This is a genomic window from Halorubrum sp. AS12, assembly GCF_051122765.1.
In the GTDB taxonomy this organism is placed as follows: Archaea; Halobacteriota; Halobacteria; order Halobacteriales; family Haloferacaceae; genus Halorubrum; species Halorubrum trapanicum.
Window position 1 is genome coordinate 352,050 of sequence record NZ_CP185386.1, and the last position, 13,843, is coordinate 365,892.

General features: G+C 57.5%; 11 protein-coding genes and 4 pseudogenes. 12 read left to right on the forward strand and 3 right to left on the reverse strand.

What is annotated here, in order from left to right; genetic code table 11:
* Positions 1–35: 35 nt before the first annotated feature.
* The gene (locus tag ACODNG_RS16610) at positions 36–710 is read left to right on the forward strand and encodes a helix-turn-helix domain-containing protein (RefSeq protein ID WP_434523227.1); all 675 of its coding nucleotides are present in this window, start codon (positions 36–38) and stop codon (positions 708–710) included.
* Positions 711–815: 105 nt separating this feature from the next.
* Here ACODNG_RS16610 and ACODNG_RS16615 read toward each other — a convergent pair whose 3' ends face one another.
* Together ACODNG_RS16615 and ACODNG_RS16620 are read right to left on the reverse strand one after the other, a co-directional pair.
* Positions 816–1,388 (reverse strand): hypothetical protein, encoded by a 573-nt coding sequence (locus tag ACODNG_RS16615; protein WP_434523228.1) that lies wholly within the window; start codon positions 1,386–1,388, stop codon positions 816–818.
* Positions 1,385–1,750, reverse strand: coding sequence for a hypothetical protein (locus ACODNG_RS16620; RefSeq protein WP_275880631.1), 366 nt, complete (start codon positions 1,748–1,750; stop codon positions 1,385–1,387). The genes ACODNG_RS16615 and ACODNG_RS16620 overlap by 4 nt, the downstream gene beginning before the upstream one ends.
* Positions 1,751–1,819: 69 nt before the next feature.
* Here ACODNG_RS16620 and ACODNG_RS16625 point away from each other — a divergent pair, with 69 nt between their 5' ends.
* Together ACODNG_RS16625 and ACODNG_RS16630 are read left to right on the forward strand one after the other, a co-directional pair.
* Positions 1,820–1,957: a hypothetical protein gene (locus ACODNG_RS16625; protein WP_434523301.1), complete on the forward strand. Its 138-nt coding sequence runs from the start codon at positions 1,820–1,822 to the stop codon at positions 1,955–1,957.
* Between the two features lie 918 nt (positions 1,958–2,875).
* Entirely contained in the window at positions 2,876–3,025 is a 150-nt protein-coding gene (locus ACODNG_RS16630; protein ID WP_434523229.1) for a hypothetical protein, read from the forward strand.
* A gap of 127 nt (positions 3,026–3,152) precedes the next feature.
* Here ACODNG_RS16630 and ACODNG_RS16635 read toward each other — a convergent pair.
* Positions 3,153–4,350: pseudogene (locus ACODNG_RS16635) on the reverse strand (Cdc6/Cdc18 family protein).
* A gap of 587 nt (positions 4,351–4,937) precedes the next feature.
* On the opposite strand from ACODNG_RS16635, the pseudogene ACODNG_RS16640 reads away from it, so the two are divergent.
* The 9 genes and pseudogenes from ACODNG_RS16640 to ACODNG_RS16680 form a co-directional block, all read left to right on the forward strand.
* A pseudogene (locus ACODNG_RS16640) lies at positions 4,938–5,042 on the forward strand (AAA family ATPase); the annotation flags it as partial.
* 110 nt (positions 5,043–5,152) lie between these two features.
* Positions 5,153–5,446 carry a hypothetical protein gene (locus ACODNG_RS16645; RefSeq protein WP_434523230.1) on the forward strand — a complete coding sequence of 98 codons (294 nt, stop codon included), beginning with the start codon at positions 5,153–5,155 and terminating at the stop codon, positions 5,444–5,446.
* 278 nt (positions 5,447–5,724) lie between these two features.
* A complete protein-coding gene (locus tag ACODNG_RS16650) occupies positions 5,725–6,753 on the forward strand; it encodes a Cdc6/Cdc18 family protein (RefSeq protein WP_434523231.1) in 1,029 nt (342 codons plus the stop codon).
* A 329-nt stretch (positions 6,754–7,082) separates the two neighbouring features.
* The gene (locus tag ACODNG_RS16655; RefSeq protein WP_434523297.1) at positions 7,083–7,670 is read left to right on the forward strand and encodes a nucleotidyltransferase domain-containing protein; all 588 of its coding nucleotides are present in this window, start codon (positions 7,083–7,085) and stop codon (positions 7,668–7,670) included.
* The gene (locus ACODNG_RS16660; RefSeq protein ID WP_434523232.1) at positions 7,663–8,151 is read left to right on the forward strand and encodes a hypothetical protein; all 489 of its coding nucleotides are present in this window, start codon (positions 7,663–7,665) and stop codon (positions 8,149–8,151) included. Before ACODNG_RS16655 ends, ACODNG_RS16660 begins: the two co-directional genes overlap by 8 nt.
* 520 nt (positions 8,152–8,671) lie before the next feature.
* Positions 8,672–9,511, forward strand: a complete 840-nt coding sequence (locus ACODNG_RS16665; protein WP_434523298.1) for a hypothetical protein — start codon at positions 8,672–8,674, stop codon at positions 9,509–9,511.
* 2 nt (positions 9,512–9,513) lie between these two features.
* The gene (locus ACODNG_RS16670) at positions 9,514–9,819 is read left to right on the forward strand and encodes a hypothetical protein (RefSeq protein WP_434523233.1); all 306 of its coding nucleotides are present in this window, start codon (positions 9,514–9,516) and stop codon (positions 9,817–9,819) included.
* Between the two features lie 2 nt (positions 9,820–9,821).
* Positions 9,822–11,988 (forward strand): annotated as a pseudogene (locus ACODNG_RS16675) (type B DNA-directed DNA polymerase).
* Positions 11,989–13,172: 1,184 nt separating this feature from the next.
* Positions 13,173–13,682 (forward strand): annotated as a pseudogene (locus tag ACODNG_RS16680) (Cdc6/Cdc18 family protein); the annotation flags it as partial.
* Positions 13,683–13,843: the final 161 nt, after the last annotated feature.

Here is a 13,843-nt window from a genome sequence, read left to right on the forward strand (position 1 = left end):
ATTTATATACTAGGAACGAACCAAATTGGTGTGCGATGAAATACATTGACTTAGAACTCTCCCTTCCGGATCGATTTCTCCACCCGATGCAGGCGTTCATCCGAGAGTCAACTGCTGTACAGTACGAGGAGATGCTTGCGTGGCGCGTCCTCCCCGCCGAAGAAACCGAGTACGCACTCTACTACGTTGAAGGTGACATCGAGCAGTACAGACGTGTAGTTGCCGAGGTGGAAACGGTCCTTGACTGTCGTATCACTGCCATCGACGAATCGTCCGCGCACGTCTGGGTCTGCGAAGAAACGCGGGCAGAAACACAAACGTGGCGTGAGACGTTCGCTGATCGCCACCTCATCGTTGTTCCCCCGATCCGGTTCGACGACACGGCTGCGATGGCGATGACGATCGTTGGCGACGGAAGTGAGATTAACGACACGCTCGAAACCGTTCCCCCCGGCGTTGACATAACGATCAACGAGATCGGGACCTACGACCGGCGTGGCGGAACGCTCGTCGGCACACTGACTGACCGGCAACTCACAGCCGTCAACACAGCAGTACAACTCGGATACTACGACGTTCCCCGCACTGCGACACTCCAAGATGTCGCAGCGGCACTTGATTGTGCCCAAAGCACCGCGTCGAAACTCCTTCGACGAGGTGAACGAGATCTCCTCTCCACCGCACTCAATCGATATGGAGGGACACCATAGAAGAACTCGCCATAGAAACATTTTCTCAGCATTTGTTTCACCAGTATCTAAGGGAATCATCCATTCAGTAAGCAGCCTACATTTACCGTATGAAATTAGGTTGGACTACTCCCCAAGGCGTTCTCGAACTTGGGTAACGTACGGACTGGTATCCCAGCTTCGATGCGGGCTGATCACGGAAAGAAGCGTCAGCGCAGCCTCGTCGGTTAGATGGCCGTTCCGGGCGTACTCACTGATGAGCCGCGGTGTCGGTACGATCCGCGGTCCCTGTAGCACCGCGTGGATGAGCGGGAAATTCGTCCCGCCGAATTCGTCGGTGAGAAAGCCGTCAACGTCACATGCGTTCGCAAGAACAATCCCATCGGTTTCGCCGTCGTCGAGGCCGAACGTCGGCCGCGAGTCTGGGGTTTCCGCACGCTCGTAGGGATCCTCGACGGTGTAGAAGTCACGAGCTGCGAGCACGTTCGTCGCTGCGGCGCCGTGGATATCCTGATACTGGGTAAGATCCTGAAGTTCGGTGACAACCTCCGGGGGCACGAACACGTCACAAGAGGTGAGCAGATACTGGAGCGGGTCGGGCTCGGTGGCAGTATCGTACGTGTCGTCGGCCCGCGGTACGGCCAGACTGACCAGTGCGCTCGTGTCAGCGACGATCGTCCGCAATCGCCGCTCACTCATCGCTCGTCGGCAGTAGTGTCGACTGTCACCGCGTCTCCACCATAGATGTCGACGTCCTCAGGGGCCGCGAGATCGAGTGGCTCGTCGTCGAGGTCCGCCTTGAGCAGCCGCAGCCGCTGAGCAGTTTCGGCGCCGACCAGCTGCTTGACGGTCTCGAACTCCAGCTGGTCGTCGTAGTACTTCGTCGCGACCAGCTCTTGGAACGTCTCGCTGTCGGCGGTCTCTTCGATATATTCACGGATGGCCTCGACAAGCAGATCCGTCCGATCCTTATCGAAGAGGTCGGCAATCGCGTCAAGCCGGTCGACGAGATACTCCGGGGACTGGAAGTGGACGCGTCGCGGCTCGTCACTCGAACTCATCCTATGTGCATATCTTCCATATAGAGTGATAACCGTTTCGGCGTCTACACACAGCCTACACATCGAGGGGTGAAATCAGGAATCGTCCTCTCGCACGTTCAGGTCTGCAAGGAGCTGGCCGACCGTCGTCCTGGTTCAAACACCGTCGACGTTGTCGACGTCGAGCCGCTCGTCTTCAGCAGTATCGAGGACTGCGTCGGACAGTGACGTCGACGGCGGTCGGTCCGGACCGATCTCGAGCGTGACCGAGCCACCACACGCGGGACAGTCCATATCCCACGGGACGCGCGCCGCCGTCATCAACATCGGGGACCCACGAGACAGACTCACAAATAGTGCTATCGAGAGAGCGAACCCGATTCCTCAGGCTGGTCGTTGGGACGACAATCGCCCCGGTGGCTCAGTAGACGCTACTGTGCGCTCAAACTGATACATTTCAAAAGTCAGGACTCCAGAGATGGCCCCTCGGCCGGAGAGAGCCGGCGGCCTTCGCACACTACATATCGCCTCTTTCTTTGGACGATATCTGCGATATGTAAGGCAAAATAATGGACTCAAATTGTAGAAGATCCTCGTCGGGCCGATTTGAGGCAGTAGAAAATACCTCGACGAGCTACCGGCTCACCACGATTTCGCTAAATTTGCTCGACCACGGGGTGAACGAGAGAAATTCAGGAGGTACTGATGGTAGCTGCGAATAGCACTGTGTTAAGATCACCTCGCTGGATGGCCGCGCTCGCCTGGGAGATGCCGAAGGAAATCCCCGATCCCCGCGAATTCAAGACGTTAAACCCACTCAAAATTTCCCGACCGGGATTCAGTACAAGAGAGACAGCACTACAACTCACCCTGTCGATATCCTGAGAGGACACTCGTTCACAGTCCGAGTTCAGTAGGAGACACGCACGGAGGTTAACCAACAATCCGAATCGAAAGCAGAGCCTGTTGGTTAATGATCTACCCACTCCACTGTTTCCGAATCTTTGTCGTCGGCGATCCATCTGAGAAGCGGAACCAGCGAGGTCTCGATGTCAGTCACGACCGGTGTACAGGCCTGGCTCGCCTCACGGGCAGGACAGAATCTGAAGATCACAGCGCGCAAAGGAGTAGAGGAGGCGATGGTCGATGGATCACGCACCGCCAGAAGCTCGAAGGCGAGCTGACGACGTCCTCGAGGACTGGTCCCCGCCGGCGCTCGATATCCTGTGGGCGATCGCGCAGTGGTACAACGGCGCCGTGCTGGATCGAGACAACCAGTGCTATCACATCGAGTAGCGCTGTCCGCTGGACCTCCAGACGCTTCTCGGCTGTTTCGACGCGGAGTGGGAGGAATGATACGAAGCTGTATTCACTGACCTACAGCCCCCCGAGAAGTCGCCGACGCTCGCACAAGAAGGTCAGTTCATGCCGACTTACACGCCTCAACGACAAGTTCAGGGGCATCAACCAGCTGATTCACCGTATGTGCGCCCTTCCCTTTCCCTCGGCCCTTCCGATTCTGTTCGATCAAAGAGAGAAACGCAAGCTCAGAGAGGAGGTCGCGGACGCGACGGATTTTGAGCGGGTCGGTTCCTTCGCGTTCACACACAACCTCGTAGGCCGAGTACACCTGCTTTGAGGGGATCATAGCATCTGTATCGGTTGACTGCTCCGATCTGGAGTGCGAGCCCCTGAAGGAGATATTTCGAGTGCTCGGGTTGCTTTCCGATTAGTTCGGCGAGTCGCGCCTCTTCTTCACGCTCGTGTGCCTCATCAACGTACTCAACGCGGACGCGGTCGTCGTCGTGTTCGTCGGCGATTTCGCCAGCATATCTGAGAATGTCGATCGCCTTCCGAGCGTCTCCGTGTTCTTTCGCCGCGAGTGCTGCGACCTTCGGAATCACGTCGTCATCAAGGACGCCCTCTCGAAACGCATCTGCCCGTGAGTTGAGGATTGCACGCAGTTGATTTGCGTCATAGGGTGGGAACACGAAGTCACGCTCGGAGAGACTTGATTTGACGCGCTCATTGAGTGTTTCCTTGTAGCGAATCTTGTTGCTGATCCCGATTATACCGAGTGTACTGTCTTCTACCTTTCCGGCTTCCGTCGCTCGTGAGAGTTGCATGAGAACGTTGTCGTCTTCGAGTTTGTCGATCTCGTCTAAAATGATGATGCCAACGTCGAGGCGTACATCGAGTATCTTCCAGAGCCGCCGATAATAATCAGACGTGGAAACGCCAGACGCTGGAACTTTCACACCCGTCACGTCGGGATCGTTGAACGATTCAGCGATCGTCCGGACAGCCTGCGTTTCTGTTGAGTCCTGAAAACAGTCGATGTATGCGACATCAACGCGGACATCATTCTCGGCGGCAGCCTCAGTGAGATCCTGTGTGATGTACTTCGAGCAGAGGCTCTTGCCTGTTCCTGTCTTTCCATAGATCAACACGTTGTTCGGCGTCCCACCTCGCTGGGCGTCCTTAATCGCATTCGCGAGGTTTGTGAGCTCCTCGTCACGGCCGATGATCCGATCACCCTCTGGAAGGTGACTCACACGAAGGAGTTCCTTATCAGCAAAAATGGGGTCGGGATCCCCGAAGAATGACTCCGTATCGCTCATGTAGGGTCGCACTCACCCGGTCCATATCAATCTTCCCACCGCCTTGCCGCTGTAAATAGGTGTCTGTATTAGTCGACCCGTCTAATCGGGGTTGAAACCCGGATTTTCCTGCGTTTTGAGATTCTCAGTCTCATAATGAGCCGCGTGTTGCCGCTGTAAGAGTGGTATAGAGGCGGTGTCACACCCCAGATTGCCGCTGTAAACACGAATGATGTGTGACCTCCAGGTGAAATTGCGGCCGGTTCAGAGAAAGTCGATCGAGAGCCAGTCAGCTACTTGATTTGAGAGAAGACACGATGACGGTGAAACGTGCGGTTCACGTCTTCGACGCCAAAACAACATGGCCTCTCAGTATACCAAAAGCGTGGTACGGTAACTAACACCACCCTTTGGTATAAAATTACTGGTTGTTGTGGTGTTGATAGTAGAACGTGTGAGCGGGCAGATGGGTATTTTCCATAAATAAACCGCTCTACTATGGTTTTACAGCGGCAACGAGGGGTCCATCTTTTTCGATCCACCATACCATCTCTCCGGGAGATGTTTACAGCGGCAACGAGGGGTGTTCGACAGATAATCCCTGATGCCTCGAGCACCGCAACGCCGAAATCAACCATCCCTCCAGCGTCCTCGAGTCTATCACGAATGGAGAACCTGCCAACACCGCCATCGTCACCGGGCCTAGCGGCGCGGATAGCTTAACCAACAAAATTCCGCTGCTGTTGCTTTCTGTTGGTTAATTATTGAGAGTAGGGCCTTTCCGGAGACGGGTCTTTATCTGTGCGATGGACCAAGCCAAGGTATGAGCAACTCAGCGTCTCCAAGCGCCTCTGTCTCGCTATCTGCGCCCACAGACATTCCAGCAGCCCTGGATCGGGCTGGTATCGATTATGTCGGTGTTCATGACCAGCGACTACTTGCTATCTATCACACCGGTATCTTCAATGTAGTAACCGATCCGGAGCCGGTATCCAATGCGCACACACTCCAAATCGAATGCTGGGAAGTACCACTTCCATCTCGCGATGATGAGAGGTCACCACAGGAGCTTCTCGAGGACTTTGCCGCCGTATTTGACGAAGTAAACCAGAGCTAGAGTTGTCTGTCTGTATCTACGACCTAGCGATCTCGATGAGCACGTCAGACAGTACTCTCCATGAGGTCCATCCGACTCGGGCTATCGTGATTAGTATAGAGCGAGCTCCACATCGTTGACTGGATTTCTGGACGTTTCCGGAAACGGAGCGTTTCCACAATCAAAATCGGGAGACTCCGAAGCTATAAAAGAAGCAATCTAGCGGCAATGAGGGGCTTTCCGGAACTGACCCAGTCACATTTTTATCACACAGCCAAAGAATAGCTACCTACCGACAGATGATCCGTGATGCTCGCGTCCTCCGCGCCGGGTTCGTCCCTCGAGAAGTCGAGCATCGCGACGCCGAAGTCAACCACCTCTCGAGCGTTCTCGAACCGATCACGGACGGGGAGCCGGCTGACACAGCCATCGTCACCGGCCCGAGCGGCGTCGGCAAAACCTGTGTCTCGAAGTTCGTTACCGAACGGCTCCGCGAGGAAGTGCTCGACGTCGAGGCCACCTACGTCAACTGCTGGCGAAACTACAGCCGCTTCCGAACGCTGTACCAGATCCTCGACGACATCGGGGCCACGATAGACATCCATCGCCAGTCGACACCCCACGACGAGCTCATTGATCGGCTCCAACAGTACGACGGCCCTCGAACCGTCGTCATCCTCGACGAGGTCGACCAACTCGAAGACCCGAGCCTCATCTACGACCTCCACAGTATGGAGCAGTTCGCGGTGATCTGTATCGCGAACAAAGAAGAAGAGCTGTTCAGCCGCGTCGACGACCGCCTTGTGAGTCGGCTTCGCTCCAGCGAGCATGTTCGGATGGACAAGTACCACGACGAGCAGCTGTATGACATCCTGAGTGCGCGGGCAAAGTGGGGCCTTGAAGAGGAGATCATCACCGACGAGCAGCTCTATCAGATCGCTGATGCCGCCGCTGGCGACGCTCGTCTTGCTATCGGGATGCTTCGCAGCGCAGCCAGCACGGCTGATCGCGAAAATCACGAGGAGATCACCAACGACATCCTCCTAGATGCCGCTGAAGATGCTCGGGCTCAAATCAAGCAGAAGAGCCTCGACTCGCTCACACCACACCAGCGGGTCGTGTACGATATTGTTCGCGACCACGGCCCGCTCGGACCCAGCGAGATTCACGACCGGTATACTGAGGCGGTCGACGATCCGCGGACGAAGCGCACCGTCCGGACCTACCTTTCGAAGATGGCACAGTACAACCTCCTCGAAGCAGAAGGCACGAGTCGAGATCGCGAGTACTCACTCGTTGATTCAGCAGCTGCGTCGCCGGTTTCGTGAAAATTTGGTGAGCTTGATTTCACCGTGGACCGTCTCGTCAAAGTCATCTCTCTCCATCAGTGGTATCTCCCCAAACCCTGGGAACTATTGGTATTTTTAGGGCTAAATCAAAATAGTGTGATGACTGGTTGTACTGTCACAACTACTGGGCTAGATTTGAAATCTTATTCTTTAGATAGACGTAGGCCAGCATGTCATAATCGGATCAGTTCACCGCCAGAGTTTTTACATCGTTTCCTAATAGGAATCATATGCCTAATAAGAAAGAGTCGATCTCAATAGAGTTACAGTATCCGTTTCCGGAGGATCGGGTATTCCGATACCAGGCAATGCAGGACGTTCTCAACGTTCTCATAGATCAGCCGTATGCGACGTACTCGATGAGCGAACTCGCAAGCCTCACAGGGGCAAATAAGGGAACGATCTCAAAGGCGGTCAAATTGCTTTCCGAGCTTGATGTCATCGAGATCGCACCAGACGGGCGGACTCAGCAGGTCCAGATCAACCGTGAACGGCTCACGAAACCAGATCCAATTCTCTCGATCCCGCAGAGCGAGTTCCACCAACCAGTTCAGGCATTTCTACAACGACTTCAGGACGAGTTGGATGGATTAGTCGGGGTCGTCCTATTCGGAAGCGTCGCTCGGGGAGAGGCAGATAGGGCCAGCGACATCGACCTATTGGTGATCGTCGACGAAGACCAAACGGCAGCTCGCCGGACTGTCCAGACGGTTGTTAGCGATCTCGAAGACCAACGGTTCGAAGGGAATCGGTACACGTTCCAGCCGCTTGTCGAATCGACGGACAGCGTCCAACGAATCGGTGATCAACTTCGCCCTCAGTTCGACGACGGGATCACGTTGGTCGGCTCCAACCAACTCTCCGAACTCCGAACCGAGGTGCATGCCGATGAATGACGATATCCGAGACCAATTGGGAGAAGCCGAGCGAACCTTCGAGGGCAGTCCCGGAACGATCGAGGAGGGATTGGACGTCGACGACGCAGAGTTGGTCCAACTTCGCCGTGCCTGTCGGCTGCTGGAGGTGGGATCAAATCTCCTCGACCAAGGGTACTACACGGTCGTGATCGAGTCGGCGTTCGTCGCCATCGAGCGCACTATCCAGTTCCGGTTGATTCACGATGGGGCAATGTCCGCGGCGGAGGTCATCAGTAGCCACCGCCGACTCTACCAACGTGGTGCCGAGATCGGTCTCTACGACGACGCGTTCGGAGAGGAGCTTGCCGAACTGTGGAACCGAAACCGAACGAAGACCTATTACAGACTCGGTATCGCAACGAAGGAACAGGCTGAGGCAATGTACCGGCTCGCCGACAATATCCACCGCCACCTCATCGATATGACACGGGTGTCACACGAGTGTATCTGTCGAGGCTGACCGGTATGATGCGTTTCCTGGGTCGCGGGCAACAATCAGGACGAATGTCTTCGAGATCAAGAACCGTGTCGGCCGCAGCTTCGACGAACTGTTCCAGTTGGAGCTCCCGTGGCTTCTATCGTGCCTGATGAAATATTCTGAATAATCATATTCTGGAATATCATATCTAGAGATATCATCGACGAGGTGTGGTACAACGATGCTAACTAGATTAACCAACAAATTGCCGGGGCATACCGAAATGTTGGTTAATTCGGCGATCAAAGGCGACGGCCACCCCGGAAAGAGTCTTGGAAACAGTCTTCCACTCCTCAAGATCCGGTGACAGAGTTCGAATTGACGTTTTGTAAAGTCCTTTCTGGAAGTCCGGAAGCGCCGCGCCGCCGCTTATTGAGAGAGTGACTAGTTATCGAGTATGGGAGATCACCCACCATCGAACCGAATGGCGGCCGACAAGCCGACACGGGGGGCTGACCGCAATCTGGGCTTGGCAGATCAAGCCGACCCAGCCACAGAAGAGATACTCCTACCGTCACTCGACGACGGCATCACGTTGCTCGACGTAGACGCCGGCCGTGGCGTCCCAATCCTCCAGTCGCTCGTACTTGACCATCTCCTGGTACACGATGGGCCCGCCTTCTGGGTTGATGCGAACGGCCATGCGACGACGACGACGCTGGCTCAGATCACACCGAGCCAGCGGTTGCTCGACCGGATCCACGTCGCACGCGGATTTACCGCGTACCAGCACTTCGGCGCAGTCTGTGACCTCTCGACAGCGGTGAACAAGGCAATACAGACATCCACCGCTGATTCCAGGGCAACCGATCGACGGGCACCAGGTCGCGACAAGGATACGTCTCCCCACACGCCCGCCCTCATCGTCGCGCCGGCCGTCGACGCCCTGTACCGCGCCGACGATACCCTCGGCGAAACCCACGCGAAAACCCTTCAAGCCCGAACCCTCGCTCAGTTGACGACCTACGCCGATGGGTACGACATCCCGGTGCTCGTTACGCGAAACGAACGAAACGAATTCACCGAATCAGTCGCGACGGTCGCCGACCACCACCTGGAGTGTGAGCAAACCCGGATGGGGCCACGGGTCGTCGGCGAGGACTTCGAGACGCTCGTCTATCCCGTCGACGACGGCGCGTACTACCAGACAACGTTCGCGTACTGGCGGCAGCTGCTCGCGGCACGCGCCACGCAGGTCGGCGTGGAACCGACGACGCCAGCGCCGTCGACATCAAACCCAGAGGGCGTCGGAACGGGCGTCACCGCTGACGGTGAGACGGTGGCGGCCACCGCGGATCCCCTGCTCGATGCGTGGACGGCGAGCGGTACAGGAGGGCGATAGCGATGGGGCGTACGAACCCAACCTACCGAGATGCGCTGCGGGCCATCGAAGAGCGCTGGGCCGAGTTCCGCCGGGCACTGCGGCGGCGCGACCAGCCGCGCTTCGACCGGCTGTTCGAGTACGCCCGCGAGCACGCCGACGCGAGCGGGCTGTTGAACCACCAGAACCCGCTGCTGCCGGCGCTGCTCAGCATCGATCTCGAACAGGAGTCCCGCCTCGACGACCACGAAGAGCGCCTCGAGGAGCTCGAAGCCGCGGTCGCAGCACGCGATGACCAAGAGAGCGCCCCACCGGACTCGAATCCGTGACGATGCCGTTCAGTATCGACTTCCTGGACGACGGCCGTGTCCTAGAGTGGGAGGCGACCGCCGACGGTGCCGTCGCAACAGAACGAGATAACTACACACCGCGATTCTACGTCGCCGCTCGCGACCCAGCGTCCGACCTCGACCTCCCGACGCTCCAGTCGGTGTACGACCAGCACCCGGATGTCGTCGCGACCGAGATGGTTGCGCGACGGCCGGGCTTTCGACGAGACGAGAAGGCCGTTCTCGCGGTCGACGTCGCCCACATCGACCGCGTCACCCCACTCGCCCGGCAGGCACGCCAGTTATCGGACTATCCAGTCGGGGATCTCGCCTGCTTCAACGTCGACTTCTCGCGAGAGTTCCGCTACTGTCTGGAGACCGGCGCCGATCCGACGCCGGCGAGCGAGCTGTCGACGCTCCGGCTCAGCGTTCCAGTGACCGAAACGAGCAACGACGTCTATGGGGAGTTGTCCGTCGCCGGCGACACCGTCACCGGCTCACCGACGGATATCCTGACCGCCGTCCAGGGGGCGCTCGACGCACACGATCCGGACGTCCTGGTCTGCTCGACGAGCGAGATCGTCCCGACCCTCCACGAGATGGCGACGGCTGCCGGCGTCGACGACTTCTCGCTGAGCCGGTGGCCGGACGTCGACTACCAGCAGCTCGCGAGCCGGTCGACGTACTCAAGCTACGGTCGCGTCGGCCACTCGCCGGCGCGGTACAACCTCCCCGGGCGGGCGATCATCGACGAGTCGAACACGTTCTTCTACGGGGAGACGAACCTCGAGGGCATCCTTGACCTCGTGTCGCGCTCGAAAAAGCCCGTCCAGGAGCTCGCGTGGGCGTCAATCGGGAACGTCCTCACGGCGATCCAGATCTGTGAGGCCCACGACCGCGGCGTCCTCGTCCCGTGGAACTCCTGGCGCCACGAATTCTACAAGCCGATGGGGACGCTCCACGACGCCGACCGTGGCGGCTTCATCTTCGCGCCCGAGGTCGGCCTCCACGAGAACGTCCACGAACTCGACTTCTCCTCGTTGTATCCCAACATCATCTGTACCCGGAACGTCTCGCCGGACGTCATCCGGTGTGATTGTCACAGCGACCGCGACGACGTCCCCGGCATCGGATACTCGATCTGCGACGACCGGGGCTACCTCGTCGACGTGCTCCGAGCCGATCATCGACGCACGGGACGAGATCAAGGCGGCCATCCGTCGCGAGAAGGAACGGGACGACCCCGACGAGGACCGTCTGGCTGAACTCGAAGGGCGGTCGGGAGCGCTGAAGTGGATCCTCGTTGCCTGCTTCGGCTATCAGGGGTTCAGCAACGCGAAGTTCGGCCGCATCGAGTGTCACGAAGCGATTAACGCGTTCGCTCGCGAGATTCTCCTGACGGCGAAACAGCGGCTGGAAGCTGGCGGCTGGCGGGTCGTCCACGGCATCGTCGACTCCATCTGGGTGACGCCGGACCCTGACGTCGACGACGATGACCGCGAAGACCTCCAGACGCTCGCGACGGAGATTACGGAACGCGCCGAGATTCGGCTTGAACACGAAGCCCACTATGACTGGGTAGCGTTCGTACCACAACGCGAGAGTGACGCCGGCGCGCTAACGAAGTACTTCGGGAAGGTCGCCGGCGACGACGATTTCAAGATACGCGGGATTGAAGCTCGGCAGCGCTCAACCCCACCGTTCATCGAGGACGTCCAGCGGGACTGTCTCGAACGGCTCGGTGCGACTAAATCTCCGGACACCGTACTCGACTGTCTTCAGGACGCGATCAAGCGCCTCCACGCTGGAACGGTGCCGGTCGAGCAGCTCGTCGAACGGAATCGTGTCTCCAAGCCGCTGGAAGGGTACACGCAGAATACGCAGAACGTGGCGGCGCTGAAGCGGGCTCGGGACCAGGACCTCGCCATCCACCCAGGACAGGACATCGAGTACGTGGTCGTCGACGACGAGAAGAGCTCGCGAGAGCGGGTCGCGTTAGCCCACGAAGAGATAGAATCGTACGATGCGTCGTACTACGAGACGCAACTCGTCAGAGCTGTCGAGAGTGTGCTGGCACCACTTGGCTGGGATCGGATGGAGATTCAACGCGAGATCGCGGAAACTCGGGAAACGGACTTGGACGCCTTCACCGAGATTGAGAGTGGTTAACCAACACTATCGAGGTATCGGGAGGTTTGTTGGTTAATACTGAGTGAAGACACGGAAGGGAGCTGGAGAGAATACCTCGCCCACACACCCCTCGTCCAGAGTGAAAACCAATCGGAGAGTGGGGTGAGGTCCACGGGAAACGGGGGTTCTTGTGGGGAGAAAGCAACGGGAATCGCGGAAAGACTGCTTGAGACGGGAGAACACGGAGGAAATGGAACAGCGAACACGAGCAGCGGTTCGAAACCACCCGGACGAATGCCGCCTTCGTCCTCCTTCTTGTGCTGAATGCACTTGGGGAGTGGTAGGAGGTAGGTAGTAATAAAACCTCTAGGTAATACTATGAAGATTGGTATATTTAGCGGATCTTCGACTGTGTGACGACTGCTGTTCGAGGGATACTCGTCTCACGTCTTGTGATTTCGGTACTTCCCAGCCGACTCGTCGTGTGGTTTCCGCCGGGTCAACCGAGGGACTCTCGTAGCGTTTCACTCTGGACGAGGGGTGTGGGGGTTCGATTTCATCGTCCGCGTATTATGAGACGTTGAAGGAACAATCGTCATTCTGACTATTCGCCAACCAGCGAACCGGCATCAAAGCCGAAATCGGGATTGGTATCTCCCGATCTCCCTCATCACTCGGAATCAAGATACCCGACCCCGACAGTTCCGATTGTACCCTGCTTTGCTTCGGCTGGAGATCTGACCTGTGTCTTCACTCTTGATTGGGGGTGCCGACGAACGCTCGTCAGCATCACTCGAGGTTCACACTTCACTCCTGCTCGTCACACCTACGCTTTCACTCTGGACGAGGGGTGTCTGCCGTGCGTCAGACGTCCAGGGCCGATGTGTCCTCTCATAGAAATGATTGATTACCAGGTTCGGGAGATACACTCTGGACGGGGGGTGTCGTCTCAACCAAGTACGCTGCTCCCGTATGGAGGGCTATTCACTCTTGACCAGGGGTGTGTCAAACCCGCTCCAGTCTGGCGTTTTCACTCTGGATTGGGGGTGCCCGTCTGCGGCGGTAACTCTCGCTCCGAATCCGATTTCACTCGGGACCGACTCGACCCTTTGTGAGGATGATACGCCAGCGACAAAACATCAGAAGACGACCATAGCCCGATTTACACTCTGGTCGAGGTAGCCAAATCATTAAGTAGGTCCCATCCGCGATATCTGATATTGATGGCTGAGGAACCGTCCCAACTCTCTGACTTCGACGGCCGCTACGAGGATCCCGCTGACGATCCCCTCTTTGACTTTGATGAAGACGACCCCGACCGAGCCAACATTTTCGCTCGAAAGGAACTGCTGAAGGTTGGCCACGTCCCTGAAAGCGGCCGTATCGTCGGCCGAGATGGCGAGATCAAGGCCGTTGCTGCTGAACTCAGGCCGATCGTTCGTGGCGATCCGCCCAACAACGTGATTATTTACGGGAAAACGGGTACGGGGAAGTCGCTCGTTGCCCGTCACGTCACAGAACGAGCCCGCCGAGCCGCGGAGTCGAACGGTGTGTCCGTCGGCACGGTCTACGTCGACTGCGCGCAGCACAACACACAGACACGCGTCGCGAGGACGGTGACTCGTTCACTCAACGAAACGGACGAGACTGACTTCGATATTCCACGCGCAGGGATTGGCAGCGGGGAATACTACGACTATCTCTGGGAGATTCTGGATACTGCCTACGAGTCAGTCATCATCATTCTCGACGAGGTGGACCGACTCGATGACGATGATATTCTTATCGCAGCTCTCGCGGGCTCGCGAATCGGGGAAAGCGGATTGCCACCTGGGCGTCATCGCAGTCAGCAACAAGATCGAGTATCGCGACCAGCTGAACGAACGCGTCAAGT

What these genes read in the sequence shown, in the direction of transcription:
- ACODNG_RS16610 (WP_434523227.1), top strand. Translation starts at nt 36, where the DNA reads ATGAAATACATTGACTTAGAACTCTCCCTTCCGGATCGATTTCTCCAC.
- ACODNG_RS16615 (WP_434523228.1), bottom strand. Translation starts at nt 1,388, where the DNA reads ATGAGTGAGCGGCGATTGCGGACGATCGTCGCTGACACGAGCGCACTG.
- ACODNG_RS16620 (WP_275880631.1), bottom strand. Translation starts at nt 1,750, where the DNA reads ATGAGTTCGAGTGACGAGCCGCGACGCGTCCACTTCCAGTCCCCGGAG.
- ACODNG_RS16630 (WP_434523229.1), top strand. Translation starts at nt 2,876, where the DNA reads ATGGATCACGCACCGCCAGAAGCTCGAAGGCGAGCTGACGACGTCCTC.
- ACODNG_RS16645 (WP_434523230.1), top strand. Translation starts at nt 5,153, where the DNA reads ATGAGCAACTCAGCGTCTCCAAGCGCCTCTGTCTCGCTATCTGCGCCC.
- ACODNG_RS16650 (WP_434523231.1), top strand. Translation starts at nt 5,725, where the DNA reads ATGATCCGTGATGCTCGCGTCCTCCGCGCCGGGTTCGTCCCTCGAGAA.
- ACODNG_RS16655 (WP_434523297.1), top strand. Translation starts at nt 7,083, where the DNA reads ATGCAGGACGTTCTCAACGTTCTCATAGATCAGCCGTATGCGACGTAC.
- ACODNG_RS16660 (WP_434523232.1), top strand. Translation starts at nt 7,663, where the DNA reads ATGAATGACGATATCCGAGACCAATTGGGAGAAGCCGAGCGAACCTTC.
- ACODNG_RS16670 (WP_434523233.1), top strand. Translation starts at nt 9,514, where the DNA reads ATGGGGCGTACGAACCCAACCTACCGAGATGCGCTGCGGGCCATCGAA.